The sequence below is a fragment of the Flavobacterium sp. RHBU_24 genome (assembly GCF_046613695.1).
GTDB lineage: Bacteria > Bacteroidota > Bacteroidia > Flavobacteriales > Flavobacteriaceae > Flavobacterium.
The window spans coordinates 21,437-47,175 of the sequence record NZ_JBKJHD010000007.1; the positions used below are offsets into that span (position 1 = coordinate 21,437).

At 42.6% G+C, this 25,739-nt stretch carries 26 protein-coding genes and 1 pseudogene; 18 read left to right on the forward strand and 9 right to left on the reverse strand.

The features are described from left to right. Positions 1-160: 160 nt before the first annotated feature. The gene (locus ACLI09_RS08715; RefSeq protein WP_411419222.1) at positions 161-1,177 is read right to left on the reverse strand and encodes a LysM peptidoglycan-binding domain-containing protein; all 1,017 of its coding nucleotides are present in this window, start codon (positions 1,175-1,177) and stop codon (positions 161-163) included. Between the two features lie 254 nt (positions 1,178-1,431). Continuing rightward, on the reverse strand, positions 1,432-2,961 hold the full coding sequence (gene guaA / locus ACLI09_RS08720; RefSeq protein ID WP_411419223.1) for a glutamine-hydrolyzing GMP synthase: 1,530 nt from the start codon (positions 2,959-2,961) through the stop codon (positions 1,432-1,434). A 268-nt stretch (positions 2,962-3,229) separates the two neighbouring features. Here guaA and ACLI09_RS08725 point away from each other — a divergent pair, with 268 nt between their 5' ends. The 11 genes from ACLI09_RS08725 to ACLI09_RS08775 all read left to right on the forward strand — a co-directional run bounded on the left by ACLI09_RS08725 (position 3,230) and on the right by ACLI09_RS08775 (position 13,339). Next, on the forward strand, positions 3,230-3,799 hold the full coding sequence (locus ACLI09_RS08725; RefSeq protein WP_411419224.1) for a nucleotide exchange factor GrpE: 570 nt from the start codon (positions 3,230-3,232) through the stop codon (positions 3,797-3,799). Positions 3,800-3,817: 18 nt separating this feature from the next. Continuing rightward, positions 3,818-4,948, forward strand: coding sequence for a molecular chaperone DnaJ (gene dnaJ, locus ACLI09_RS08730; RefSeq protein ID WP_411419225.1), 1,131 nt, complete (start codon positions 3,818-3,820; stop codon positions 4,946-4,948). Positions 4,949-5,392: 444 nt separating this feature from the next. Further along, positions 5,393-6,322, forward strand: coding sequence for an ABC transporter ATP-binding protein (locus tag ACLI09_RS08735; protein ID WP_411419226.1), 930 nt, complete (start codon positions 5,393-5,395; stop codon positions 6,320-6,322). A gap of 1 nt (position 6,323) precedes the next feature. Beyond that, positions 6,324-7,616 (forward strand): ABC transporter permease, encoded by a 1,293-nt coding sequence (locus tag ACLI09_RS08740; RefSeq protein WP_411419227.1) that lies wholly within the window; start codon positions 6,324-6,326, stop codon positions 7,614-7,616. A 268-nt stretch (positions 7,617-7,884) separates the two neighbouring features. Beyond that, the gene (locus tag ACLI09_RS08745; RefSeq protein WP_411419228.1) at positions 7,885-9,048 is read left to right on the forward strand and encodes a sigma-54-dependent transcriptional regulator; all 1,164 of its coding nucleotides are present in this window, start codon (positions 7,885-7,887) and stop codon (positions 9,046-9,048) included. Positions 9,049-9,127: 79 nt separating this feature from the next. Then, a complete protein-coding gene (locus ACLI09_RS08750; RefSeq protein WP_411419229.1) occupies positions 9,128-9,712 on the forward strand; it encodes a hypothetical protein in 585 nt (194 codons plus the stop codon). Between the two features lie 104 nt (positions 9,713-9,816). Then, entirely contained in the window at positions 9,817-10,524 is a 708-nt protein-coding gene (locus tag ACLI09_RS08755; RefSeq protein ID WP_411419230.1) for a DEAD/DEAH box helicase, read from the forward strand. Next, positions 10,487-11,614: a serine hydrolase domain-containing protein gene (locus tag ACLI09_RS08760; protein ID WP_411419231.1), complete on the forward strand. Its 1,128-nt coding sequence runs from the start codon at positions 10,487-10,489 to the stop codon at positions 11,612-11,614. Before ACLI09_RS08755 ends, ACLI09_RS08760 begins: the two co-directional genes overlap by 38 nt. 151 nt (positions 11,615-11,765) lie before the next feature. Further along, positions 11,766-12,275, forward strand: a complete 510-nt coding sequence (locus ACLI09_RS08765; protein WP_411419232.1) for a GNAT family N-acetyltransferase — start codon at positions 11,766-11,768, stop codon at positions 12,273-12,275. A gap of 33 nt (positions 12,276-12,308) precedes the next feature. Then, on the forward strand, positions 12,309-12,830 hold the full coding sequence (locus ACLI09_RS08770; protein WP_411419233.1) for a GNAT family N-acetyltransferase: 522 nt from the start codon (positions 12,309-12,311) through the stop codon (positions 12,828-12,830). Further along, entirely contained in the window at positions 12,827-13,339 is a 513-nt protein-coding gene (locus tag ACLI09_RS08775; protein ID WP_411419234.1) for a GNAT family N-acetyltransferase, read from the forward strand. The genes ACLI09_RS08770 and ACLI09_RS08775 overlap by 4 nt, the downstream gene beginning before the upstream one ends. Before the next feature lie 27 nt (positions 13,340-13,366). Here ACLI09_RS08775 and ACLI09_RS08780 read toward each other — a convergent pair whose 3' ends face one another. After that, entirely contained in the window at positions 13,367-13,777 is a 411-nt protein-coding gene (locus ACLI09_RS08780; protein WP_411419235.1) for a hypothetical protein, read from the reverse strand. Positions 13,778-13,991: 214 nt separating this feature from the next. On the opposite strand from ACLI09_RS08780, the gene ACLI09_RS08785 reads away from it, so the two are divergent. Continuing rightward, positions 13,992-14,135 (forward strand): hypothetical protein, encoded by a 144-nt coding sequence (locus ACLI09_RS08785; protein ID WP_411419236.1) that lies wholly within the window; start codon positions 13,992-13,994, stop codon positions 14,133-14,135. A 9-nt stretch (positions 14,136-14,144) separates the two neighbouring features. Here the strand turns inward: ACLI09_RS08785 and ACLI09_RS08790 are convergent, their stop codons facing one another. Together ACLI09_RS08790 and ACLI09_RS08795 are read right to left on the reverse strand one after the other, a co-directional pair. Then, the gene (locus ACLI09_RS08790) at positions 14,145-14,873 is read right to left on the reverse strand and encodes a hypothetical protein (protein WP_411419237.1); all 729 of its coding nucleotides are present in this window, start codon (positions 14,871-14,873) and stop codon (positions 14,145-14,147) included. Between the two features lie 44 nt (positions 14,874-14,917). Next, positions 14,918-15,127, reverse strand: a complete 210-nt coding sequence (locus ACLI09_RS08795; RefSeq protein WP_411419238.1) for a hypothetical protein — start codon at positions 15,125-15,127, stop codon at positions 14,918-14,920. Positions 15,128-15,233: 106 nt separating this feature from the next. Between ACLI09_RS08795 and ACLI09_RS08800 the strand changes: the two are divergent. Together ACLI09_RS08800 and ACLI09_RS08805 are read left to right on the forward strand one after the other, a co-directional pair. Further along, positions 15,234-15,875, forward strand: a pseudogene (locus ACLI09_RS08800) (DUF6563 family protein). Positions 15,876-15,941: 66 nt separating this feature from the next. Then, complete coding sequence (locus tag ACLI09_RS08805) at positions 15,942-17,579, forward strand: ABC-F family ATP-binding cassette domain-containing protein (protein WP_411419239.1); 1,638 nt, start codon at positions 15,942-15,944, stop codon at positions 17,577-17,579. Positions 17,580-17,630: 51 nt separating this feature from the next. Here the strand turns inward: ACLI09_RS08805 and ACLI09_RS08810 are convergent, their stop codons facing one another. Continuing rightward, the gene (locus tag ACLI09_RS08810) at positions 17,631-18,983 is read right to left on the reverse strand and encodes an NAD-dependent succinate-semialdehyde dehydrogenase (protein ID WP_411419240.1); all 1,353 of its coding nucleotides are present in this window, start codon (positions 18,981-18,983) and stop codon (positions 17,631-17,633) included. A gap of 108 nt (positions 18,984-19,091) precedes the next feature. Here ACLI09_RS08810 and ACLI09_RS08815 point away from each other — a divergent pair, with 108 nt between their 5' ends. Continuing rightward, positions 19,092-20,333: an OmpA family protein gene (locus ACLI09_RS08815; protein ID WP_411419241.1), complete on the forward strand. Its 1,242-nt coding sequence runs from the start codon at positions 19,092-19,094 to the stop codon at positions 20,331-20,333. Between the two features lie 603 nt (positions 20,334-20,936). Beyond that, positions 20,937-21,167, forward strand: coding sequence for a hypothetical protein (locus ACLI09_RS08820; protein ID WP_411419242.1), 231 nt, complete (start codon positions 20,937-20,939; stop codon positions 21,165-21,167). A 99-nt stretch (positions 21,168-21,266) separates the two neighbouring features. Here the strand turns inward: ACLI09_RS08820 and murA are convergent, their stop codons facing one another. From murA to ACLI09_RS08835, 3 genes are read right to left on the reverse strand one after another with little or no spacing between them, the layout of a single operon-like run. Beyond that, the gene (murA, locus tag ACLI09_RS08825; RefSeq protein WP_411419243.1) at positions 21,267-22,577 is read right to left on the reverse strand and encodes a UDP-N-acetylglucosamine 1-carboxyvinyltransferase; all 1,311 of its coding nucleotides are present in this window, start codon (positions 22,575-22,577) and stop codon (positions 21,267-21,269) included. Positions 22,578-22,592: 15 nt separating this feature from the next. Further along, positions 22,593-23,300, reverse strand: coding sequence for a DUF4290 domain-containing protein (locus ACLI09_RS08830; protein ID WP_411419244.1), 708 nt, complete (start codon positions 23,298-23,300; stop codon positions 22,593-22,595). Between the two features lie 8 nt (positions 23,301-23,308). After that, on the reverse strand, positions 23,309-23,593 hold the full coding sequence (locus ACLI09_RS08835) for a DUF493 family protein (RefSeq protein WP_411419245.1): 285 nt from the start codon (positions 23,591-23,593) through the stop codon (positions 23,309-23,311). A gap of 797 nt (positions 23,594-24,390) precedes the next feature. On the opposite strand from ACLI09_RS08835, the gene ACLI09_RS08840 reads away from it, so the two are divergent. Together ACLI09_RS08840 and ACLI09_RS08845 are read left to right on the forward strand one after the other, a co-directional pair. After that, positions 24,391-24,690 carry a hypothetical protein gene (locus ACLI09_RS08840; protein WP_411419246.1) on the forward strand — a complete coding sequence of 100 codons (300 nt, stop codon included), beginning with the start codon at positions 24,391-24,393 and terminating at the stop codon, positions 24,688-24,690. Between the two features lie 80 nt (positions 24,691-24,770). Continuing rightward, a complete protein-coding gene (locus ACLI09_RS08845; protein ID WP_411419247.1) occupies positions 24,771-25,706 on the forward strand; it encodes a 1-phosphofructokinase family hexose kinase in 936 nt (311 codons plus the stop codon). Positions 25,707-25,739: the final 33 nt, after the last annotated feature.

The window sequence follows — 25,739 nt, forward strand, 5'->3', positions numbered from 1 at the left end:
ACTTTATACCTCACAAATTTAATGGCATATTAGCCGGTGCAAAAAAAAGGGCAGCAAAACCCCATTTTGCTGCCCACTGAATAAACAATTGCTGTAATTAATAGTAAAAAATATCGTGGTAAAACGTCTATCACGATAAAAGTTTATAAAGATAAATAATTTATTCCTGTCGGCCTGCCATTACTGAATCTTTAACATTTTTTTCTTTGATTTTTAATACCTGGCCTGCTTGTAGCCCGCTTTCAGGCTGTAGTTTATTGTCCTGTATTATATCATCAATAGTAGTATTGTATTTGTTTGCCAGCCCTAACAGTGTTTCGCCGGTTTTTACCTGGTGTTCCTTTACCATATCGGCAATAGACGATGCCCTTTTATCCTTCTCTACTATTGGCGGTATATTGTTAGGTATAATCTCGTTATCTGTTTCCTGCCCGTTTTCGCCCGGCAGTATCATTAGCTTCTGTCCTACCTGCAGGCCCTTTTTTAAGACAGTTTTATTGCTTTGGGTTATGGCAGTAATTGTAGTACTATATTTCCTTGAAAGCCCCGTAAGCGTTTCGCCGGCGGCTACAGTGTGCGCTATAAAGCCAGCATCATATACCGGTGCCTGTTTTGCAGATGTGCTGGTTATTGTTAGCTTAAGGCCTACTGCCAAGCCGTTTTTAAGTTTTGCTGCATTTTCTTTTTCTATAGCTGCAACAGTGGTATTATAGTTGCGTGAAAGCCTGTACAGCGTTTCACCTGCTTTTACTTCATGCTCTACAGTATATGAGGGTTGTGGTGTAGCTGGTGTGGTAACATTTGCAATTACAGGTTCGTCCTTTAGTGGTGATGGCTCAGCAGCAGCAGCTACCGGTTCTTGTTCAGTTTCCACAGCAGTTACCGCTTCTGCCAGTGGTGCCGTATCTGTATTAGCGGCTACTGCTGCCTGCTTGTGCAGCTGGCGGTGCATCGGTATTTGTATAATACTGTTTGCCGACAGCCCCTCAACAGCGCCGGGATTGTATTCATAAATATCCCTGGGTGTAATTTTATATTTTTTTGCTATAACCAAAACAGTTTCTCCCATTTGCACTTTGTGGCTTTGAATATCTTCTTCATCATTTTGTTGCTGCTGTGCAAAAGCGCCACTCACCACAGCCATTCCAAATAAAAGTGATAACAGAGTTTTTTTCATTTCAGTTTAAGTTTGATGCGTACTACAAAAATTTAGTTAAAATTTTTCTTTTGGTCGCCTATAAAATTAACAAGTTAAAGCCTTTTAGCAATGTATTATTTAATAAATTTTTAGTCAAAAAACAGATTTTCGATATAATAAGCAATAAAACCGACGAAGTGCAGTGTGTTCTATAAATTCAGCGATGGCAGGCCAAATAAAAAAGCGCGCCAGTCTTTTAAACGGCGCGCTTTTCGGTATCAATTTATAAAAACCTACTCCCATTCTATTGTAGCAGGTGGTTTTGAGCTAATATCATATACAACACGGTTTACCCCCTTAACTTTATTTATTATTTCATTGCTGATTTTCATCAGGAACTCATAAGGGAGGTGCACCCAGTCGGCCGTCATGCCGTCGGTGCTTTCTACCGCGCGCAGCGCCACAACCTTTTCATAGGTACGCTCATCTCCCATAACACCCACGCTGTTTACCGGCAGCAGTATGGCACCGGCCTGCCACACCTTATTGTATAGACCGTGGTCTTTTAAGCCCTGTATAAATATATGGTCTACTTCCTGTAGTATGCGCACTTTTTCCGGTGTGATGTCGCCTAAAATGCGGATTGACAATCCCGGTCCCGGGAACGGATGGCGTCCCAGCAGCTCAGGGTCTATGCCCAATGTTGCCCCTACGCGGCGCACTTCGTCTTTAAACAGCATACGCAGCGGCTCTACCACCTGTAGCTTCATAAAATCTGGCAAACCGCCTACATTATGGTGCGATTTTATAGTAGCCGATGGCCCTTTTACCGAAACCGATTCTATAACGTCGGGGTAAATTGTGCCCTGTGCCAGCCACTTAACATCGGTAAGCAGGTGCGCTTCGTCATCAAAAACCTCTATAAATACGCGGCCTATGGTTTTACGCTTGGTTTCAGGGTCGTCAATGCCGGCAAGTTGGCTCAGGAACCTGTCGCCTGCATCTACGCCTTTTACGTTAAGGCCCATATCTTTATACTGGTGTAGTACATTTTCAAACTCGTCTTTGCGCAGCAGCCCGTTGTTTACAAAAATACAGTACAGGTTAGGGCCTATGGCCTTATTTAACAGTACTGCCGCTACGGTAGAGTCTACCCCGCCCGACAGGCCAAGCACTACTTTATCGTTGCCTATTTTGCCTTTAAGCTCGGCAACTATATCTTCTACAAAAGTATCCGGGGTAAAGTTTTGCGGCACCTCGGCAATCTTCACTAAAAAGTTTTCCAGCATCTGCCTGCCGTCGGTACTGTGGTATACCTCAGGGTGGTATTGTATGGCGTAGGTAACTTCGCCCTCAATACGGTAAGCTGCATTTTCTACATCTTTAGTACTGGCAAGTACCACGCCGCCTACAGGCAGCTGTTTTATGGTATCGCTGTGGCTCATCCATACCTGGCTGTTCTCGCTAACGCCTTCAAGAAAAGGTTCGCCTGCTTTAATATAGCTCAGGTTTGCGCGGCCATATTCACGTATGTTGCTGGGTGCTACCTGCCCGCCGTTAAAATGGGCAAGGTATTGCGCGCCGTAGCACACTGCAAGTAATGGCAGCTTGCCGCGAATGAGCGATAAATCAGGGTGGGGGGCATCTTCTGCACGTACCGAAAAGGGACTGCCCGATAGTATAACCGCTTTATAAGACGATAAATCAGCTGGTGGATTGTTGTAAGGGAAAATTTCGCAGAAGATGTTTAACTCGCGAACCCTGCGCGCAATAAGTTGTGTATATTGCGAGCCGAAATCTAAAATAAGTACGTTGTGTTGCATGGGCAAAAATAATCCATTAATTTAAAATGTGAAACAGGAATATTACATTTTTTAAAAAAAGAGGATTCGGGGGATTTTTGCTAAAAAAGCGCTATCCGTGGTAGTAGAATTCATTTTAGTTTATATTATTGGAGTAATAAAAAAAATAGTTGTTATTGAAATAATTTCATTTAATGACAATTTGGCATTTTAAAAAAAATGGCAATACTTTTGCAACCCGCTTAAGCGACTATCACAAGAAATAATGTTTAAGAAAATATTTAAAAATATGAGCCGCGAAACTTCTGAAAACGCCGAAAACGAGCTAAAACAGGACGAATTAGTAAATGAAACAGAGCAGGCTGTTGAAGAAACAGCAGCAGAGGGGCTGCCTTCTGCCGAGGCACTCTCTGAAGAAGAAACGCTAAGGGAAGAGCTGGCTAAGGAAAAAGACAAATTTTTACGCCTTTTTGCAGAATTCGAAAACTATAAAAAACGTACCTCTAAAGAGCGTATTGACCTGTTTAAAACCGCTAACCAGGAGGTTCTACAGGCCATGCTGCCTGTACTTGACGATTTTGACAGGGCGCAGGCGCAGATAGCAAAAAGCGAGGACCAAAACCTGATTACAGGGGTGGCGCTTATACATAATAAGCTGAAAGATACACTGGTATCTAAAGGGCTTGAAGTAGTAGATATTAAGGCAGGTGATGCTTTTAATGCTGATTTTGCCGAAGCAATAACCTCCATACCCGCACCTACTGATGACCTTAAGGGTAAGATAGTAGATGTGGTGGAGAAAGGATATAAGCTGGGTGATAAAATTATACGATTCCCTAAAGTAGTACTTGGTAACTAAATAATATAAACGCAGAGGATGGCAAAAAGAGATTATTATGAGGTACTGGGCATAGACAAAGGTGCATCGGCCGAACAGATAAAAAAAGCATACCGTAAAAAAGCCATAGAGCACCACCCCGATAAAAACCCGGGTGATAAAAGCGCCGAGGATAAGTTTAAGGAAGCGGCAGAGGCCTATGAAATACTTAGTGATGCTGATAAAAAGGCACGCTATGACCAGTATGGCCACGGTGCTTTTGAAGGCGGCGGTGGCGGAGGCGGCTTTCATGGCGGCATGAACATGGATGATATCTTCAGCCAGTTTGGCGATATCTTTGGCAGCGCTTTTGGCGGTGGCGGAGGTTTTGGCGGATTTGGCGGAGGCGGTGGCCAGCGCCGTATGAAGGGTAGCAACCTACGCATTAAAGTAAAACTTACCCTTGAAGAGATAGCAAATGGTGTTGAGAAAAAAGTTAAGGTAAAGCGTAAAGTTCAGGCTAAGGGCGTTACCTATACTACGTGCCCTACCTGTAACGGCGCGGGCCAGGTGCTTAAAATAACCAATACTATTCTAGGCCGTATGCAAAGCGCTACTACGTGCCACAGCTGCGGCGGTACAGGCCAGATACTGGACGGCAGGCCTAATAATGCCGATGCACAGGGGATGGTAATGGAGGATGAAACCGTATCGATTAAAATACCTGCGGGAGTGGCCGACGGCATGCAGCTTAAGGTAAGCAATAAGGGTAACGACGCGCCGGGCAGCAACAGCGTTCCGGGCGATTTAATCGTGGCAATTGAAGAAACAGAGCACGAAACGCTGAAGCGCGAAGGCGAAAACCTGCACCTTGACCTGTATATAAGCGTTGCCGAGGCAGCACTAGGCACCTCAAAAGACATAGAAACCGTAAGCGGGCGCGTGCGCATAAAACTGGAAGAAGGCATACAAAGCGGCAAGATTTTAAGGCTTAAAGGCAAGGGCCTGCCCAGCATAAACAGCTATGGCAATGGCGATTTGCTCATACATGTAAACGTGTGGACCCCTAAAAGCCTTAACAAGGAGCAACGCCAGTTTTTTGAGAAAGCCCTTACAGATGACAACTTTATACCGAAGCCGGAAAAGAGCGATAAATCTTTTTTTGAAAAAGTTAAAGATATGTTTTCGTAATTTAAGAAAAATTTATACATTTGAAATTCACTATTCACTTAGTGAATTTTTCTTTTTCATAGCAATTTTTCCCATCCTTGTAGGCTAACGCATTATAAGGGTGGGTTTTTTATTTGGGGGAAATTAGCATTGAAAAATTTTAGAAATTATAACGGGCTTCACTCATAGTCGGATACCTTCTATTCACGTTTTTTTATCCTAAACGGAGAAACGGAGTGAAGAATCTCAAACGACAAGAAGATGTTTCCATCTTCAGTGGTAAGAGTACTCCCCACTTTACGGGTGGTAATTATTAACCGGTAAAAATAAGATTATTAATTTGCGTACTTTATACCGGTTATACCCATGATAGAGTTTTGTTTTTAAATTCTGTGCCACTTTACTGTAACATTTTACCAATAGTGCGTCATATAATTACTATTTTTACAAATCCAATAAAAACGCATGAATTCTATACTCGAAGTAAAAAATGTTGTAAAACAGTACGGCAGCTACACGGCGCTAAACAATGTGTCGCTTACCGTGCCTAAAGGCAGCATCTATGGTTTGCTGGGCCCTAACGGCGCCGGTAAGACCTCACTTATACGCATTATCAACCAGATAACCATGCCTGATAGCGGTGAAATTATCCTCGATGGCGAAAAACTCAACCCTAAGCATGTGTCGCACATAGGCTATATGCCTGAAGAACGCGGCTTGTATAAAACCATGAAAGTGGGCGAGCAGGCACTCTACCTGGCACAACTTAAGGGGCTTAGCAAAAAGGAAGCTAAGGAACAGCTGCAATATTGGTTTGAAAAACTGGAAATACAGGGCTGGTGGAACAAAAAGATACAGGAGCTGAGCAAGGGTATGGCACAAAAAATACAGTTTGTGGTTACCGTGCTGCACAAACCCAAGCTGCTGATACTGGACGAACCCTTTAGCGGCTTTGACCCCGTAAATGCTAACCTTATAAAAGACGAAATACTTGAACTGCGCGACAAGGGTACTACCGTAATATTTTCTACCCACCGTATGGAAAGCGTAGAGGATATGTGCGACCACATTGCCCTTATCCACCAGAGTAATAAACTGATAGAGGGGCCGTTGCATGAGGTGAAAAAACAATACCGCAGCAATACCTTTGAGGTGGGCATAGCGCCCTATAACTTCCAGGGGTTACTGGCTGATATAGGCACCCGCTATACTACAAAACAAGCCGATTTTAAAACGCTTGACGATGAACTGAAGCTTGAAGTGGCGCTGCCGGAGGGCAGCAAGCCGCGCGAGCTGATGCAGTACCTGATGCAGCATGGCGACATTACACATTTTGTAGAAAAAATACCAAGTGTAAACGACATTTTTATCCAAACCGTTAGCCAAAAGAAATAACATGAGCCTATCATTAATTATAAGAAGGGAATTTAACGCAAAAGTGCGCAACAAGTCATTTATTGTAATGACGTTCCTTAGCCCGCTGCTGTTTGTGTTTATGGGTGGCCTGGTATACTACCTGAGTAGCCTTAACAACGAAGAAACAGTAAATATTGCCGTATACGACGAAAGTGGTTTTTTAAAGGATGGCCTTAAAAGCGATGGCCGTACTAAGTATACAAACCTTGGCCAGTTATCGTTTGAAAAGGCGAAAGAGGAAGCTGCTAAAGACTATTTAGGTTTGGTCTATGTACCAAAAATAACCGACACCACAAAGCTGCAAAACAGTGTACAGTATATTAGCAACGAAAGCCCTAATATGGATTTTATAAGTAACCTGGAACGTGTAATAAACGATAAGGTTACTAAAGCGAACCTGAAGCGCCTGCACTTTGACTATGCAAAAATAGAAAAAGCCAGGGCCAATACCACAGTAAAGCTGAGCAAATTTAGTGGGGAGCAAACTAATAAATGGGCCACCATATTACGTATAGGGTTAGGCGGTGTAGGCGGCTACTTGCTCATGATGTTTGTAATTATTTACGGCAATATGGTAATGCGCAGCGTTATAGAGGAAAAAACCAACCGTATTATTGAGATCATCATATCATCAGTAAAACCCTTCAGGTTAATGATGGGCAAGATAATAGGCACATCGCTTGCGGCGCTGCTGCAATTTATCATCTGGGCTGCACTGGGTACCATACTTATTATGGTGCTGTCTTCGGTATTCGGTATGCAGATGGGTGGTGGCGTAGGCGCTGCACAGGCGCAGGCTGCGCAAATGAACCAAAGCGATACAGCCCTTGTTTTTGGGGAGATACTTAAACTGCCGCTGTTTACCATGGTCATTTCGTTTATCATATTTTTTATCGGAGGGTTTTATTTATACAGCTCGCTATACGCTGCCATAGGTGCAGCAGTAGACAGCGAGACCGATTCGCAGCAATTCCTCCTGCCTATAATCATGCCGCTTATGCTGGGCGTTTATGTTGGCTTTTTTACCGTAATAAGCGACCCGCACGGTACTGTAGCAACGGTATTTAGCTTTATACCGCTTACTTCGCCCATAGTAATGCTTATGCGTATACCCTTTGGTGTACCGCTGTGGCAGCTACTGCTTTCTATAGCCATATTATTTGGCACCTTCTTTTTTGTGGTATGGTTTGCCGCTAAAATTTACCGTATCGGTATCCTTATGTACGGCAAAAAACCTACGTATAAAGAAATATTTAAGTGGCTTAAGTATTAAGTCGCAGCGGTCAGTGTGTAGTAGCTTCACTCTGATAGTCCTCACCTCCAACCCCTCTCCTTCGGAGAGGGAGCCGATAACGGGAACAGTTTGGATTGATGATGAATTCTGTTATCAATCCGGGTGAAGCTACTCCCTCTCTTTTTGGGAGGGCTGTGGAGGGAACAAGAAAATAATTGTTAACCCATTAGTATATTACCCCTTAAAGAAATAACTTAGGATTTTGGCCGGATAATCTGAAATCTGAAATTAAAAATCTGAAATTTAAATGCCCAAAATACTAATTATAGAAGACGAAGCCGCAATACGCCGTGTGCTTGGCAAAATACTGAGTGAGGAAAACGATACCTACAAAGTAGAAGAAGCCGCAGACGGGCAGGAAGGCCTCGAAAAAATAACGGCCGACGATTATGACCTCGTGCTGTGCGACATAAAGATGCCCAAGATGGACGGCGTAGAGGTGCTGGAAGCCGTAAAAAAGTTTAAGCCTGAAATTCCGTTTGTTATGATATCCGGGCATGGCGACCTGGAGACCGCCATTAACACCATGCGCCTGGGGGCTTTTGACTACATATCTAAGCCACCCGACCTGAACCGCCTGCTCAATACCGTGCGCAACGCGCTCGACCGCAAGGTGCTGGTGGTAGAGAACAAGATGCTGAAAAAGAAAGTAAGCAAAAACTATGAAATGATAGGCACAAGCGAACCCATCAATCACATAAAAGAGATTATAGAAAAGGTAGCGCCTACTGATGCCCGTGTACTGATAACAGGGCCTAACGGTACGGGCAAGGAGCTTGTGGCACACTGGCTGCACGAAAAAAGCGAGCGCGCGGCAGCGCCTTTTATAGAGGTAAACTGTGCCGCAATACCCAGTGAACTAATAGAGAGCGAACTTTTTGGCCATGTTAAAGGGGCGTTTACCAGCGCGGTTAAAGATCGTGCCGGTAAGTTTGAAGCGGCTGATAAAGGAACTATTTTCCTGGATGAGATAGGTGATATGAGCCTTCCGGCACAGGCCAAGGTGCTGCGTGCGCTACAGGAAAACATGATACAAAGGGTAGGGGCAGAGAAAGATATTAAAGTAGACGTACGTGTAATAGCCGCTACCAACAAAGACCTGAAAAAGGAGATTGCCGATGGTAATTTCCGCGAAGATTTGTACCACCGCCTTGCTGTCATTCTGGTAAAAGTTCCGGCGCTTAACGACAGGCGTGATGACATTCCGCTGCTTATAACCCACTTTGCCGAAAAGATAGCCGGCGAACAGGGCAACGCCCAGAAAAGGTTTTCTGACGATGCCATAAAACTGCTGCAGGCGTATGACTGGACGGGCAACATCCGCGAACTGCGCAATGTGGTAGAACGCCTTATCATCCTTGGCGGCAGTGAAATTTCTGAAACCGATGTAAAGCTGTTTGCGAGTAAATGATAATTTTTATATGAAGCAATTGGCTAATTAAATGACAATGAGAACGGTATCAAATTATATTTTGGCGGTGTTTCTTTTTATGATGGTAATTTCCTGTGATATTCCGAAAACGGAATTTAAACCGTCAGATGAAGGTTTGCCGTTCAAATCGTTTTTCAGGGAAAATATTGATTACAAAAGTTTAGGCACATATTATATTAATGATGAGGCTATCAATACCGAATTTGAGCTTAATGATGGATATAACCTGGCCATAGTAAAGCTGGGTAATGGGCACGCTATAAACTATGTTCTATCTGAAGATACCCTTTCGACTTTTTCCGGGTTTTATACCGAAATAAATGGCGATTATTTTAAAACAAAATATTACTATGATGAAAGGCTTCCAACAATAAACAATATAAATGTTGTTTTTAATGGAAGTATTAGTTCAAGTACTTCCGGGGCGAAATACCAGGAGTATAATGCTTTCTTTAAAGGATTTAATATTTCAATGAATGATGACAGCAACAGAATTGAAGGCAAATCATGGGGCGAAGGAGAGCACGGACAGATAGCTAATTTTGTATTTTTCGAAAATAATAATGAGATTTATTTGCTGATTTTAACTTCTCAAACAAGGATTGTTAAAGACCATACGCTTTTAAAAATGTTAAATATTTAAAATTCACGTAACTGTGACATAGGGGCGATAAAATTTCTCAAAGTTCAATTCTTTGCGTTCCTTTGCGGCTTCTTAGCGCCACTTTTTGTAATAAACGACAATAAATGAAATTAAAAAAGATATACCCCGCCCTGCAACAGGCTCTTGAAGAAAACAGCTTTACGGAGCCTACCGAACTACAAAAAGACAGTTGGGGTACTATAAAAAGCGGCGTAGACTGCGTAGTTGCCGCTCCGAATGCGCAAGGCAAAACCACTACCATTGTTATCCATGTGATACAACGGCTGGAAAAGGAATTTATGGAATCGCCCCGCGCGTTAATATTTGTGCAGGATAAGACAAAGATGCTGGAGATGATGGAACTGTTTGAACGCCTGGGCAAGTATACCGGTTTAAGGGTATATGGCGTGCACGACAAAACCAACATTGATGAGGATAAAAACCAGATATCGCTGGGAATTGACGTGCTTATCGGTACGCCGGTGCGTTTGGGTGAAATGTTTGGCGGTGCCGGTTTTGATGTAAACCAGCTCAAGATGTTTATTGTAGATGATGCGGATATACTGCTTAAAGCCCGCCACGAAACGCGCATTGCGCGCATTAGCGATGGTATTGCAAAAGTGCAGCGCCTGTTCTTTACCGGCGAAATTATTGAAAGGGTAGAGGCGCTGGCAGACAGGCTGATGGTGGAGCCCTTGTTCTTTGAGATGGAAGAAGGCGAGGACGGTGAGGAAGAAATTGACGGAGAATTTACAGAAGGTAACGACGGTATTGATGAAGATACTGAAGATGCCGGTGCAACCGAAACATGAGAATATAGTAATGAAAACTATAGCGCTGCTCCTGCTTTTCCTTTCTTCGATACTCGTATCATACGGGCAGGATTTTTCTGCCGCGGCAGAAAAAGCGGATAAGCAGTGTGCCAGGTTTTTAGGGAAAAACAACATACCCGGTTTGTCCATCAGCATATCGTATGCTGATAAGTTAGTGTATTCAAAGGGTTTTGGCTATGCCGATGTGGCCGCCGGGCTCGCCGTAAACCCCCAATCAAGCCAGTTTCGCATAGGCAGTATTACCAAGCCGCTGGTGGCGCTTACCCTGGCAAGGCTGCAAGAACAACACAGGTTAAGCCTTGATGAAAGCGTATACAAGTATGCAGACAGCCTGCCTAAAAAAGAATATGATTTTACCATAAGGCAGGTGGGCAGCCACGTTGCGGGGCTTAAGCGTATGTATATGCCGTATAATAACGACAGTACTAAGGTAACAACACGGGAGGAGTTTTATGACGCCTTTACCGAGCCGCTGCTCTTTAAGCCCGGAACCGATAACAGTTACAGTAACTTTGGTTACGAAATTTTGGGCCTTGTTATTGAGAAAGCAACAGGAGAGCCTTTGGATAAAGTAATAGCGCAGCAGGTATTGAATCCGTTAGCTATGGGTCATACACTGCCTGCCCGCCTAAAAGAAAGCAATACAAAGTATTACTCAGGTAACGAAGGTGGTAATTTCCTGCCGGCGCAGCACATGGCTTATAACCTTAATACGGCTCCGGGCTACTATTATTCCACATCCGAAGACCTGGTTAAGCTGGGTAACGCACTGCTCATCCCCGGCAGGCTGTTGCAAAAGAATACCCTCTTAGATATTATAAAGCCCTATCCGTTAAGCAGTGGCAAAAACAACCATGATGGCTTTGGGGTAGAGAATGATAACGGCATTAACGGCAAGCGCATGATAGGCCATACGGGTCATGTTTTTGGCGGTACGGCGGCGTTTATTGTATATCCGGAATATAAGTTGGTAATTGCCTTTACGGCCAATTGCGATCATATTAAGCCCGAAAAGAGCCTGGCCTTTTTATCTGAAATTACTAAAGCTTTTGTTGACGAAATAGACTAATGGCATACATTAAATTTTTAGCCAAATCAGTGGCTAAAATCAATCGGGTATGTGCAATCAAAATTATATCTTTACAAAAAACTGAAGTATGCTTTCGATATTTCATAACCGGACTTTAGCATAGCCTAATTTTTTGAATAAAAACACCATATTGAACTTAGAATCATCCCGCCTTTATTACCGCGAATTACAGCAATCTGATGCTGAGGCAATGTTTGCCATGGAGTGTATACCAGAGGTACACAGGTATTTGTATGATGAGATTGCAACCGATATACAGGAAACCCACGATGTTATAACCTACATACGCAGCCAGTATACCGAAGAAGGCATTGGCCGTATGGCTACGTTTTTAAAAGATACCGATGAATTTATAGGCTGGACGGGCCTTAAGCTGGAAAGCAGCGCCGATAGTAGTAAAAAATTTTATGATGTTGGCTACCAGCTACTGCCCAAATTTTGGGGCAGGGGCTACGCCACCGAGGCTACCCTGTTTTTCCTGGATTATGCCTTTAATACATTACAGGCCCACGAGGTAAATGCCTATGCCCATACTACTAATGCGGCATCAATAAGGGTGTTAGAAAAATGCGGGCTGCACCCGGTACAGCAATTTGCGAGCGACGGGCGCGACATGGTATGGTTTTCGATTAAAAAATAATGTATTTTTGATTTTGCAATCAATAATTATTCCATGCACTTACAATCATCCCGCCTGTACTACCGTGAATTATTGCCAACGGACGATGTGCACATGTTTGCGCTCGATTCGCTGCCGGAAGTGCATACCTATTTGTATGACCCTGTAGTAAGCGACATCCGGCAAAGCCGCGATGTTATTGCTTATGTGCGCAGCCAGTATACCGAGCGGGGCATTGGCCGTATGGCTGCCCTTATTAAAGGTACAGATGAGTTTATAGGCTGGGTAGGCCTTAAGCTGGAACGGGATATAAACGGCCGTGGGCAGTTTTATGATATTGGTTACCGCCTCATGCCGCAGTACTGGGGCAAGGGTTACGCTACAGAAGCTACACTTTTTTTCCTGGACTATGCCTTTAATGTGCTGGGCGCAGAGGAGGTTAACGCCTTTGCATTCCCTACTAACGGGGCATCGTTGCGTGTGCTGGAAAAGTGCGGACTGAAACAAGTGGAAACCTTTACATACAACGGGCAGGAGAGCGTGTGGCTGGAAATTAAAAGGCCAACGGAACCATGAAGCTTCAATCGGCCCGGCTGTATTACCGAGAACTGCTCCTTACGGATGATGCAGATATGTTTGCGCTGGACTCAAACCCTGAAGTGCACCGCTACCTCCACAACAACCCGTATACCCATATTGCCCAGTCGCGTGACTATATAGCTACTGTAAGGGCGCAGTATATACAAAATGGCATTGGCCGTATGGCGACTTTTTTAAAAGAAACCCGTGAATTTATCGGGTGGACCGGCATAAAGCTGGAAAGTAATGTAAATGGCCACGACCGGTTTTATGACATTGGCTACCGCCTGCTGCCGCAGCACTGGGGCAAGGGCTATGCTACGGAATCGTCAACGTTTTTTATTGAATACGCGTTTACTGTATTGGGAATAACCACAATCAATGCTACGGCCTTGCGCGCCAATACCGCTTCGTGTAACGCACTCTTAAAATCGGGCCTTATTGAAATTGACACTTTTTATTACCAGGGCCAGGAAGCGGTGTGGTTTGAGATTAAAAAGCCGTAAATGCTCAATGGTGTTTACCTTAAAAAGCTATTCAATCCGCCTGAAAGTTTGCTTCAATGAGGCGCTGATCTCATTTAAATTGAAATTGTCATAATCGGGGATTTTAAGCACTTTTGCCCGGCAATTTCTTAGCTTGGCATAGTCTAACTTATTAGTTTCTGAGCCAAATACCACAATTTTAGATTCGCTTAATTTTTCAAGGCGGCATATTTTACGTAATGTGCTGTATGTGCTGTCTGCCATGTGCAAATCTTCAATAAATATGTACTCGGGAGCCATAACGCCATAGGTACTAAGCATTTCCAGCGGCTCAGACAAATTGAAATATTTGTTTATTATAAGCGAAGGATAATTTACATTGATTATTTTCTCAAACTTGTTCATTTCCTTAACCCTGTCTTCGCTGAATACAAGATATATCAATTTAAAAAATGGCATATTAAGATCATGTGCTTTAGTTGCAAAACGTCTTCGGAACTCTTTACCGATGAGAAGTCTTACAAATATAGCAATTGAACCTGCCCTGAAATTATAAGGTTTTACTGAAATCGTTATGGTTTAACTTTTGGAAGCTACAAAAATGTCCCATGCAAAGGACACCACTGTATATAAAATACTGCTGTTGCAGATACCCCTACGAACTTTACGCTGAATGTTGCTTTATTTTCCTGCTTTTGCGTTTACTACTAATAGCGCTTCGCTGCGTGTGCTGCAAAAATGCGGACTTATCACAGGGCACAACGGAATAAACGACAGCGCTATATCTGCTAAAAAGCGTGAGGGAATATTACACTGACTTTTGCTGTTATTTACTTACTTTGACCCTGAAGTAATAAAAATCTGCTTCTTTTGGTTCGCCGTTTCGTGCCATAAATTTGGTAACTGTAACTGCTTTAAAAATAAGTGTGTGGTTGTTTTCCCAGTAAATTCCTGCAGGTATCCATTCGTCCTGGTTAACTTCTTTAGTTTTACGTATGGTTGTGCTGTCCTTTGTTCCACTTATCTGCCACAGTTGGTAGCCGTTAGGGTTGCCCTCCATTCCATACCCTTCTGAAAGGTTTACAATCCTGCTTTTATCCGGCGAAAAAACGGGAATTGTCCACAGGGTATCTTTCCTTCCGGTATACTGGTTTACAAGGTAGCACTCGTTCCATTCCCAGAAGGAGCCTTCTACCTGGTACAGTGCTGGGTTATTGTTACGGCCTAAGTAATGGTATTCAATAACAGCCGTTTCGTCTTCCTCCGAAATCGAATCTTTAAATATAACAGCAGGCCGGGTTCCTTTAAGGGGTAGTGTTATCTTGCCGTTTAATTTTGGTATAGCAGTGGTGTCTAAATCGTCCGTAAACACATTTTTAGCGTTAAGAAAATCCTGTTTTGTTGCAGGAAGCGGAGTAAATAATGCTGTACTACCCTCCGTTAATTGAGATGTAGCATTGGCTATAGCCGGTTCTTTTATTTCTTCCACGTCTTTTTTACAGGAAAAAGAGAGTGTAGAGATATATAACAGGATAACAAATTTTACAGCGTGCATAATTATATTTTGATACGAATATAATTATAAACACCTGAATATATTTAACCCCTCGAAATTTTTCTGGCAGGTTTATCTTTTTTCTTTCTCTCAAAAAGATAGCCTATGGTAAGCCCCACTACAACCCAGAGTGGTATGCCCATGAGTAATTTTTCGATGTCAAAACGCTCGTGGTCTATCAGGGGGAATATAACCATGCTTATTACGTATAAAATGCCGCCCCACACCAGGCCGGACCTAACCCATCGTTTCATGATTTCTAAAATTTAGGTACTATAAAAGTACAAAAAACGTTTTCTCGAAGCAACAAGAGTGTTGTTGTATTTTTTAAAAACACTAAGTTTGCACCAAAAAAAGAAGATGAAAAATAGCTACTGTTTCCTTGCTCTTTTATTGTTTATAGTAACTTCTGCAATAGCCCAGGTGCAAAAGCAGGGTGGGTATAGTACCGCTGCTGAATTTTTAAACAATACCCCTAAATATACTTCAGGCTTCAACGTCGAAAGGCGCAGCCATTCCTCCATTTTACTCTGGGGCGTTAATGACTATGGAATTGAAGCAGCAGATAAATCGGTTAGTTCATCGGTAATTAAAAAGGAGTTGTGAGGAGTTTATATCCAGGATACATTGTATGTAAATGCCAAACCCTTAACAAACTATAACGGCTACAGTAAGGCTATAGTAGTGGGCAAATATTGTTTGGTAAAACCCGCATTTCCTACTAAGCCCGCTATTGTAGATGAATATGGGCTAAAGGATATACCGCAGTATTCATACCTTTTTAGTGGTATTGGCGGAGGCGTTAAAGGGGGGCAGCTGGCAGTAGCCCGTATCCCGATTGTTATTAATATTGAAACCGACGAAAAAAAGCTGTTGTCTAAAAATAATATGCTGCTTATGCTGCAGGGGCATAGTGATATTAAAGCAAGGTATGAGGCAGAGCCGGACATGGAAAGCGAAGAGGTACTGATTAAATATCTGTCAGCAATCAATAAGGCTTAAAAATTTTAAATTAAAGGGCTACTATTTAGTTATAGGCTTATCTTTGCGCCTTAAAAAATCCCTGTAATGATTACTGTAGATGCTGTTTCGGTACAATTTGGCGGTACCACCCTTTTTAGCGATGTTTCTTTCTCTATAAACGAAACCGATAAGATAGCCCTTATGGGCAAAAATGGTGCGGGCAAAAGTACCCTGCTTAAAATTATAGCCGGGCAAAGCAAGCCTTCTACCGGTAATATTTCGGCGCCTAAGGGTACCATTATTGCCTACCTGCCGCAGCACCTGCTTACCGAAGATAACGCCACCGTGATGGAAGAAACCAGCAAGGCATTTGCAGAAGTCTTTAAAATGAAGGCCGAGATAGATGCCCTTAATGAGGAGCTTACCGTGCGCACCGATTATGAAAGCGACGAATACTATAAGATAATCGAGCGGGTATCAGAACTAAGCGAGAAGTTTTATTCGATAGAAGAAATAAACTACGAGGCCGAGGTTGAGAAGGTACTTAAAGGTATGGGCTTTACCGCCGATGATTTTAACAGGCCAACTTCAGAATTCAGCGGGGGATGGCGCATGCGGATAGAACTGGCTAAGATCCTGTTGCAGAAACCTGACCTTATACTACTCGATGAGCCTACTAACCACATGGATATTGAGAGTATACAGTGGCTTGAGGACTTTTTGATAAACAGCGCCAAGGCCGTTATGGTCATCAGCCACGACCGCGCTTTTGTAGACAACATTACCACCCGCACCATAGAGGTTACCATGGGGCGCATATATGACTATAAGGCCAAGTACAGCCATTATTTAGAACTGCGCAAAGACCGCCGCGTGCACCAGCAAAAAGCGTATGAAGAGCAGCAAAAATTCATAGCAGAAAACCAGGCGTTTATAGAGCGTTTCAGGGGTACTTTTTCAAAAACCGAGCAGGTGCAGTCGCGCGTGCGCATGCTGGAAAAACTCGTTCCCATTGAGGTTGATGAGGTAGATACTTCGGCCTTAAGGCTTAAGTTTCCGCCATCGCCACGCTCAGGGCAATACCCTGTAATTGTTGAGGGGCTAAACAAATCTTACGGCGACCACGTGGTATTTAAGGATGCCAATATGGTGATAGAACGCGGGCAGAAAGTAGCGTTCCTGGGCAAAAATGGCGAGGGTAAATCGACCATGGTTAAGGCCATAATGAACGAAATAACCCATGATGGCGGCAAGCTGGAAGTGGGGCACAATGTAAAAATAGGCTACTTTGCCCAAAACCAGGCGGCCATGCTTGATGGTGAGCTTACTATTTTTGAAACCATAGACCGCATTGCCGAAGGCGATATACGCACGCAGATAAAAACCATACTGGGCGCGTTTATGTTTAGCGGCGATGATACCACCAAGAAAGTAAAGGTGCTTAGTGGGGGAGAGAAGACCCGGCTTGCCATGATAAAGCTGCTACTGGAGCCGGTTAATGTACTTATACTGGATGAGCCTACTAACCACCTGGATATGAAAACCAAGGACATCATTAAAGATGCCCTTAAGGCGTTTGACGGTACACTGATACTGGTATCGCACGACAGGGATTTCCTGGATGGGCTGGCTACCAAGGTGTTTGAATTTGGCAACAAGCGTGTAAAGGAACACTTTGAAGATATTAAAGGTTTCCTGGAGCACAAAAAGATAGAAAACCTGAGGGAGATAGAGCGCAGGTAAACAGTTTCAGTCTCCAGTGTTCAGTGGGGGCGTAAATGTTTCGGTATTTGCCTATTTTATATAAACCGTTTTTACATTTACAAATTCCTTAATGCCGTTTTCGGCCAGCTCGCGCCCAAATCCGGAGCGCTTTACACCCCCAAAGGGCAGGGCAGGATCAGACTTTACAAGCGCGTTTATAAACACAGCGCCTTCTTCAAACAGATGTACTTTTTGCTTAATGGCATCAATATCGGTTGTAAATATAGATACACCAAGCCCGAAATCGCTATTGTTGCTAAGGGCTACCACTTCCTCAAACGTATCAAACGGAATAACCGGTACCGCGGGGCCAAAAACCTCTTCATTAAAAACAGGCATATCCGGGGTTACGTTTGTAAGTATTGTAGGTGTATAAAAAGCGTTATGCCTTGTGCCGCCCAGTACTATTTTCGCTCCCATGGCAACTGATTTATTTACCTGTTTTTCTATATCTTCGGCAAGTTCTACCCGGGCCATAGGGCCAATATACGTGTCGTGCTGCATGGGGTCGCCCATTTTAAGCGCCGCGACCTGTTTTGTAAATTCTTCGAGGAACTCCTTGTATACCGATGAATGTACAAAAAATCGCTTGGCTGCAATACAGCTTTGCCCCGTATTTTGAAAACGGGCTTTTACCGCCTCAGGTATAGCAGTTTTTAAATCGGCATCTTTTAAGACGATAAGCCCGTTGCTCCCGCCCAATTCTAATACCGATTTTTTTATTTTAGCCGCCGCTATGGACGCTACCGATGCGCCTGCTTTTTCGCTACCGGTAAGGGATACTGCTTTAATATGTGGGTGCTCTATAACTTCTTTTACCTGTTTGCCTTCTATCAGCAGGTTTTTATACACACCGTCAGGGAAACCGGCTTCCGCAAAAACGTGTTCTATAAGTTGTGCACACCCCGCTACGCTGCTCGCGTGTTTTAGCACCACTGTATTGCCCGCTATGATTGTGGGAATTGCAAAACGAAAAACCTGCCAGTATGGAAAATTCCACGGCATAACCCCTAAAATTACACCTAATGGCTCATAATTTACATAACCTTCAGTGCCATCTGTATTTATTTTGTTTGATTTTAAAAAAAAATCAGCATTTTGTAGGTAAAATTGACATAAAATCATACATTTGTCAATCTCTGCGGCAGATTGTTGTAAAGGTTTACCCATTTCCCGGGAAGCAGTTTTTGCTAATAAATCTTTATTTTTTGTTAAAGAGTTTATTAAAGTTTTTATAAAGTTGAACCTTTCTGCAATACTATTTTTGCCCCATTGCATGAAAACACTGTTCGATTTTTGTATTATATTTTCTATTTCTGTGGTGTCAATGTACTGATATTCAGATATTTTTTGAAGATTTGATGGATTGTAGGTAGAAAACATTTTAAATTTAATTTTAATTTTTTTCTAAATATAATACATATTTTCTTATTTTAATTTTACTATTTTTACAGAAAATTTCAAACGTACTGATAAACAAAACAATTATTTATGAAGAAAGCTGTACTCCCCCTATTACTGCTATGTCTTACACAAGGTGTAAAGGCGCAAGACGCAGGCAAAACTGCACAAGATTATAACAAATGGACCGTTGAACTAGGTGGCGGTATCAATAAGGTTTCTAACCCATTGACTCCAGGCTACCATGTTGATGCCTTTAATTTTTACAGCGTTAATGCAGGTGCCAGGTACATGTTTAATACCAAATTCGGTATTAAGGCTACAGGGTCTTTAGACAGGCTGCAAGGAAGTGATATTTCTGAAGATTTTGAAACCCAGTTTTTTTCGGTAGGTCTACAGGGTGTTGTTAACCTTGGCCGTGTCCTTGAATTTGAAACCTGGACAAAACGCCTTAATGTATTAGGCCATGCCGGTGTAGGTGTAGGCTTCCTTAGCGGCGATATGATAAAAGAGACAGACCATACTGGTAATTTCCTTATCGGTTTTACTGGTCAGCTTAAGGTTTCAAAAAGGGTAACGCTATGGGGTGATTTTAACATGACCAATACTTACACACAACACCGTACTTGGAACGGTGCTCCTTATGATGGTAGTCAGCAAGGTTTTGACGGTACATTATATGCTGCAACGGTAGGTCTTAATATCGCATTAGGTAAACATGAAGAGCATGCAGACTGGTTTGTATATAATGACGAAGACAAAATTAATGACCTTGAGTCTCGTTTAGGCGAACTTGAAACTATGATGAACGACAGCGATAAAGATGGTGTGCCGGATTATCTTGATGCAGAGCCTAACACAATTAACGGTGTAGCTGTAGACAGCAAAGGGCGTACCATAGACAGGAATGAAAACGGTGTGGCCGATGAACTTGAAAGCTACATAGAAGAAAGGGATAGAAAAAATAAAGAATCTATGGGAGCTGACCTTCAAGACATGATAAATGGTGGCTATGTTAACGTTTATTTTGACTTTAACCAGGATATGCCAAACGCGTCTTCTATAGGTGGTATTAACTTCCTTATAAAATACCTTAAAGAGAACCCTGGTAAATCTGCTGATGTAATAGGTTATGCCGACGAAATAGGCGATACCGAATACAACAAAGCGCTTTCTGCACGCAGGGCTGATAATGTTAAGAAAATACTTACTGATGCCGGTATCGACGCAGGAAGGCTTAACATAGTAAGCAATGGTGAAGATAACAGTGTTAATAAAGATTCTCAGTGGGCTCGTCAAACAGTTCGTAGGGTAACATTTATTATCAAATAATACATATCTTATACTGATATATAAGTAAAGGCTGCCCGTAGGGCAGCCTTTACTGTTTTTATACAGCCCCTGCAGATTTTGGGGCTTTTTTGGTATATTCGGTGGTTGGTTTGCGTAAGTAGGATAATTTCACATGAATAAAAAGTTAATTCCTATTTTAAATTATGATCAGAGTATCAGGTATAAGTACAAATTTGAGAAGAAGGATATTGCCAACCGCAAACTTGATTTCAATTTGCGTATGTACTATATGCATATATTTATTCCATCTTAATTTTGTAATATTTAAGATGCTCATTTTTCTTAATCTTTTTGCCCTCATCATTTATATAATGCTGTTTAGGAATATCAAAAGGGTTTATTTAGATGGAGATTACCTTCGAGTTGACAATGAAAACCTTCATTTTCAAGATGTAGTTTTAATAAAAAAGATGACTTTTGCGAGATATAAAATTTATTTTAAAAGTGAAGGTAAGATAAAGTCTTTTTGTAGATACTGTCCCGTTTTATACGCCTCAGGCCATAAAAATAATCGAGAATAAGATTTTGGAATATAAAATTGCTAAAGAGGAAACAAACAGACAAAATTGATTATATTATACAATGGCATATGATAATCTAAATGAGGTCGATTTTGATGGCGTTGAGATAAACAAAGAAGTTTTGGCAGCGATAGAGAAATCAGTTTCTATATTAGCTGATCATAAATTTTTACCGGTGCGACTTACGGTAGTTTGTTTAGATTTATATATCGATGGTAGCATAGTAGGTGAATATCAAATTTATATAGATGAAGGCAATCTTGTAATTGATGATGTATTAGAAATTTATTAATTCTTCTATCCCGCGAGGCTTTTCTCCTACGCAGATAATAAAACAAAAAGCCCCATGAAATAATTCACGGGGCTTTCTTATATAATATTTTCCGGCTCTTTAATCCAACCTGGTTATTTTTGCACCAAGGGCCTTAAGGCGCTCGTCTATGCGCTCGTAGCCACGGTCTATCTGGTCGCTGTTTTGTATCGTGCTGGTGCCTTTAGCACTCAGTGCCGCAATAAGCAGCGATACCCCCGCACGTATATCCGGAGACGACATTAGTATGCCTTTTAGCTTCGATTTAAAATCAAGGCCTATAACAGTAGCGCGGTGCGGGTCGCACAGTATTATCTGCGCACCCATGTCTATAAGGCGGTCTACAAAGAACAGGCGGCTTTCAAACATCTTTTGGTGAATTAGTATGCTGCCCCTGGCCTGTGTGGCCACTACAAGCACAATACTTAAAAGGTCAGGTGTAAAGCCCGGCCACGGCGCATCTGCAATGGTAAGTATAGAGCCATCTATATAGCTTTGTATCTCGTAGCCTTCGGTGTGTGCCGGTATGTAAATATCGTCGCCACGGCGCTCCAGCGTTATCCCAAGCTTACGGAAGGTAGAGGGTATAACGCCCAGGTTGTCCCAGCTTACGTTTTTAATGGTTATTTCGCTTTGTGTCATGGCGGCAAGGCCTATCCAGCTGCCTATTTCAATCATATCGGGCAGTATGCGGTGCTCGCAGCCTCCCAGGCTTTCTACCCCTTCTATTTCAAGCAGGTTAGAGCCTATGCCGGTTATTTTAGCGCCCATGCGGTTAAGCATGCTGCACAGCTGCTGCAGGTAGGGTTCGCAGGCGGCGTTGTATATGGTAGTTTTTCCTTCGGCAAGTACCGCTGCCATAACTATGTTTGCCGTACCGGTTACCGATGCTTCATCCAGCAGCATATAGGTGCCTTTTAGCTTATCGGCCTCCACGCCATAAAAAGAATCTTCTTCGTTATAGCGGAATTTAGCGCCCAGGTTTATAAAGCCTTCAAAGTGGGTATCAAGCCTGCGGCGGCCTATTTTGTCGCCACCCGGCTTTGGGATGTAGCCTTTGCCAAAACGCGCCAATAACGGCCCTACTATCATGATAGAGCCACGCAGCCCGGCGCCTTCTTTTTTAAAGGCGTCGCTCTCCAGGTATTCCAGGTTTACCTCATCTGCCTGAAAGGTATACGACCCATGCTCCAGTTTTTGTATCTTAACGCCCAGGTTACTAAGCAGTGTTATAAGCTTATTAACATCTATAATGTCGGGTATGTTAGTAATGGTTACTTTTTCGGGGGTAAGCAGTACGGTGTTGAGTACCTGTAATGCCTCGTTTTTAGCGCCCTGTGGCGTAATTTCGCCTTTAAGCGGCGCTCCTCCCTCAATTCTGAATGTTCCCATGAAGTAGTAAAAAATTTAAGATTTGCGGTTGTTATTCTGGTTATTGTTCCTGGGCCCGCCACGCTGCATTTTTTGTCGCGGGTTTATAATATTGCTGCCTGTGGCGTTGTGCGCCTTGTTGCTCATTTTTTTATTTACCTTCATCAGGTCTATAGTGGTAGAGAGCTCCTCGCCGGTACTTGTAAGGTTTATCCGCCCGCCCGAAAGTTCATACATGTGCTCAAAGATAACATCGTCTTTAACGGTATCTTTATTCCAGCTCAGGTACGATTTTTTCATGTGGTTTGCTATCACTATAATAAGTGCTTCCTTAAGCGGGCCATCTTCCCACTTATTAGCCACATCTATCATGTACTTAATATTATTTCCATAAAAGCGGTACCTGGGGAAGTTTTGGGGGTATTCCAGCCTGTCAGGCTTTTGCTCTAAAATTTCGCGGTTAGGCAGGGGGTAGGGTGAGTCTACATCTATGGTAAAATCAGACATTATAAACAGCTGGTCCCATAACTTGTGCTGAAAATCAGGCACGTCCCTAAGGTGTGGGTTCAGGCTTCCCATAACCGATATTATATACCGCGCCGCTTTATTGCGCTCAGCTCGGTCTGTAAGGGCAGCGGCCTGCTCTATTAGTTTTTGCAGGTGGCGGCCATATTCCGGTATTATAAGGTGGGGCCTTTCGGCGTTATATTCCAGGTTGCCTACTGCTTCTTCGTTATTTTGCATTGTTTTGGTTATAATGATATTATGCCTTCTATGGCAGCAAGTTCTTTATATTTTTGCACAATTTCCTGCGGCCCGGGCATTGTTACATTTATACTCACGCTGGTGTATTTGCCGGTTTTGCTCTGGGTTGTGTTAAGCACGGCTCCCATGCCGTTAAAAGCGTTTTCTACGGCCAGTACTTTATCGTTTTGTGTGGGTACAATAAATTTAAATAAATACTCCGCGGGCCAGTCTGCAGAGCCTGCAAGCTCTTCGGTAAGCCGCCTGTAAAATTCTTCGGTTTTATCTTCCATTAAGCATTAAAAAATTTATGGCAAATATACATTATTATGCCTTGTGGTATTACTAAGGTATATATTATAAATAACAAACGCAACCTTTTTAGCTGGGTTGCATCTTATAAAGTACTTTAAGTTATTATATGTTCTTATTTTGTTTAGGTTAAAAGCCATTTGCATATGCAGGTGGCTTTTTTGTTTTAGTTGATTGTTATTATTACAGTGGTTAAACTGGCAGCAGCCATGGCAAAATAAGAATATAAAATTACTTTGCCTAGTTTTTTGCGGTAGCCAAAAAGTTGTATTACGGCAAATAGAGATGTGCCGATAATCAGGTTTAAAAAAATCCAGAGCAATAATACTTTATTAAGCTGGATATTATGCACGTAAATAGCGCTAGTAATGGTTAGCGCTATTAAAACAATAAAGATTGGGAGCCATATAAAATACAGCCCTACCAGTACGTGGTATGCTAAATGTTTTAAATCTAAATCCCTCATTTTAGCTTTTCCGTTTAAGATTATCAACGCAAAAACCAAGCCGTTATTTTGTCAAATTTATGAGTATATAAATGTCTATGAATTCTTAACACAAACTAAATGTAAGAAATTTATAAATATTGAAATATCAGATAAAACTTGTTATTTTTATTTATTTTATAAATAATAACGCTATTGGGTCTTAAATTGTTGATAAATGTGTCAAAATATAAACGTAATTCGTAATAATTTATTTACCTTTACATGCTTGATTTTTTGCCCCCCAAAAAATTAAACGTAAAAAGTTTGAATAATTAATTTACTGTATGCACTATGAAGCTAAAAGATTTAAAGAACTGGCTCAATACGCTTTCTGATGAGGAACTGGAGAAAGAACTGCTGTATAACTCTATGGAATATGGCATTTCAGGCAAAGTAGAAGAAATTAACCATACTGACGACAATCTTTACTATGTAGGCGACCAGCCTGTGCTGCTGCATACTAAATATGACCTTGAAAAAAGGGGCTTTACGGCCAAGCAGATTGACGCGCTTGAAATAGAGATTCCGCAGGGCTGTTACTATATAGAGCTAAGTAACGAATACAGCATACTGGAGCGCTTTATCAGTTAAGATAACGCTAAAGAAAAAAATTGTTTTGCCATCTGTGGTGTTTATTGGTAACTTAGCACAAGTTAACAAACAACCTACAGATGGCAAAATCTATTTTAACAATTACACTCAACCCGACGGTAGACAAGAGCACCGTGGTAGAAAATATTAAACCTGAAAAGAAACTGCGCTGCGAGGCCCCTAAATATGAACCGGGAGGCGGCGGTATTAATGTATCGCGCGGGCTGGTACGGCTGGGGCTGGAATCTAAAGCGCTATTTACCTCAGGTGGGCGCACCGGCAAAATGCTGGAGGAACTGCTGGTGAAAGAAAAAGTAAACCCACTGCCTGCGGAAGTAGCCGCTGAAACCCGTGAAAATTTTATTGTGGTAGATACCAGCCATAACGAGCAATACCGATTTGGCATGCCCGGGGATGCCGTTACCCCTGAAGAAGCCGAAAATATTTTTAATACAATAAGCGGCCTTAACCCCTTTCCTGAGATTACGGTATTAAGCGGCAGCCTGCCGCCAGGTATAGATGGCTCATATATTAAAAAGCTTGTAAAATTATTAAAAGAAAAAGGTTCACTTGTGGTAGCCGATACATCGGGTGAGGCGCTTGCCGCCGTGCTTGGCGAAGGCGTATACCTGCTAAAGCCTAACCTGGGCGAGCTGGGCGAGCTTACAGGCAAAAAGGAACTTGACAATGAAGCCGCCGACGAAACCGCGAAACAACTAGTAGATCAAGGCAAAGCCGAAATTGTTGTGGTATCATTAGGCCCGCAGGGTGCTTATATGGTTAGCAAGGACGAATGCATACACGTGCCCGCGCCATCGGTTAAAAAACTAAGCACAGTGGGGGCAGGGGACAGTATGGTTGCCGGAATGGTAAGCGTACTGGCTAATGGCGGATCCCTTACCGAAATGGCCCGCATGGGGGTAGCCTGCGGTTCTGCGGCTACCATGGCTACCGGTACAGGGCTGTTTACCAAAGAAAATGCCGAAAGGTTGTACAAGTGGCTGTCGAGGGCATAAGCCGTAAGTTTTAAGTTGAAAGTCATAAAAGCG

What these genes read in the sequence shown, in the direction of transcription:
- ACLI09_RS08815 (WP_411419241.1), top strand. Translation starts at nt 19,092, where the DNA reads ATGAAGAAAGCTGTACTCCCCCTATTACTGCTATGTCTTACACAAGGT.
- ACLI09_RS08790 (WP_411419237.1), bottom strand. Translation starts at nt 14,873, where the DNA reads ATGCACGCTGTAAAATTTGTTATCCTGTTATATATCTCTACACTCTCT.
- ACLI09_RS08760 (WP_411419231.1), top strand. Translation starts at nt 10,487, where the DNA reads ATGAAGATACTGAAGATGCCGGTGCAACCGAAACATGAGAATATAGTA.
- ACLI09_RS08805 (WP_411419239.1), top strand. Translation starts at nt 15,942, where the DNA reads ATGATTACTGTAGATGCTGTTTCGGTACAATTTGGCGGTACCACCCTT.
- ACLI09_RS08820 (WP_411419242.1), top strand. Translation starts at nt 20,937, where the DNA reads ATGGCATATGATAATCTAAATGAGGTCGATTTTGATGGCGTTGAGATA.
- ACLI09_RS08755 (WP_411419230.1), top strand. Translation starts at nt 9,817, where the DNA reads ATGAAATTAAAAAAGATATACCCCGCCCTGCAACAGGCTCTTGAAGAA.
- ACLI09_RS08735 (WP_411419226.1), top strand. Translation starts at nt 5,393, where the DNA reads ATGAATTCTATACTCGAAGTAAAAAATGTTGTAAAACAGTACGGCAGC.
- ACLI09_RS08715 (WP_411419222.1), bottom strand. Translation starts at nt 1,177, where the DNA reads ATGAAAAAAACTCTGTTATCACTTTTATTTGGAATGGCTGTGGTGAGT.
- ACLI09_RS08795 (WP_411419238.1), bottom strand. Translation starts at nt 15,127, where the DNA reads ATGAAACGATGGGTTAGGTCCGGCCTGGTGTGGGGCGGCATTTTATAC.
- guaA (WP_411419223.1), bottom strand. Translation starts at nt 2,961, where the DNA reads ATGCAACACAACGTACTTATTTTAGATTTCGGCTCGCAATATACACAA.
- ACLI09_RS08780 (WP_411419235.1), bottom strand. Translation starts at nt 13,777, where the DNA reads ATGCCATTTTTTAAATTGATATATCTTGTATTCAGCGAAGACAGGGTT.
- ACLI09_RS08775 (WP_411419234.1), top strand. Translation starts at nt 12,827, where the DNA reads ATGAAGCTTCAATCGGCCCGGCTGTATTACCGAGAACTGCTCCTTACG.
- ACLI09_RS08845 (WP_411419247.1), top strand. Translation starts at nt 24,771, where the DNA reads ATGGCAAAATCTATTTTAACAATTACACTCAACCCGACGGTAGACAAG.
- ACLI09_RS08725 (WP_411419224.1), top strand. Translation starts at nt 3,230, where the DNA reads ATGAGCCGCGAAACTTCTGAAAACGCCGAAAACGAGCTAAAACAGGAC.
- ACLI09_RS08785 (WP_411419236.1), top strand. Translation starts at nt 13,992, where the DNA reads ATGTTGCTTTATTTTCCTGCTTTTGCGTTTACTACTAATAGCGCTTCG.
- ACLI09_RS08840 (WP_411419246.1), top strand. Translation starts at nt 24,391, where the DNA reads ATGAAGCTAAAAGATTTAAAGAACTGGCTCAATACGCTTTCTGATGAG.
- murA (WP_411419243.1), bottom strand. Translation starts at nt 22,577, where the DNA reads ATGGGAACATTCAGAATTGAGGGAGGAGCGCCGCTTAAAGGCGAAATT.
- ACLI09_RS08810 (WP_411419240.1), bottom strand. Translation starts at nt 18,983, where the DNA reads ATGTTTTCTACCTACAATCCATCAAATCTTCAAAAAATATCTGAATAT.
- ACLI09_RS08830 (WP_411419244.1), bottom strand. Translation starts at nt 23,300, where the DNA reads ATGCAAAATAACGAAGAAGCAGTAGGCAACCTGGAATATAACGCCGAA.
- ACLI09_RS08770 (WP_411419233.1), top strand. Translation starts at nt 12,309, where the DNA reads ATGCACTTACAATCATCCCGCCTGTACTACCGTGAATTATTGCCAACG.
- ACLI09_RS08750 (WP_411419229.1), top strand. Translation starts at nt 9,128, where the DNA reads ATGATGGTAATTTCCTGTGATATTCCGAAAACGGAATTTAAACCGTCA.
- ACLI09_RS08835 (WP_411419245.1), bottom strand. Translation starts at nt 23,593, where the DNA reads ATGGAAGATAAAACCGAAGAATTTTACAGGCGGCTTACCGAAGAGCTT.
- dnaJ (WP_411419225.1), top strand. Translation starts at nt 3,818, where the DNA reads ATGGCAAAAAGAGATTATTATGAGGTACTGGGCATAGACAAAGGTGCA.
- ACLI09_RS08740 (WP_411419227.1), top strand. Translation starts at nt 6,324, where the DNA reads ATGAGCCTATCATTAATTATAAGAAGGGAATTTAACGCAAAAGTGCGC.
- ACLI09_RS08745 (WP_411419228.1), top strand. Translation starts at nt 7,885, where the DNA reads ATGCCCAAAATACTAATTATAGAAGACGAAGCCGCAATACGCCGTGTG.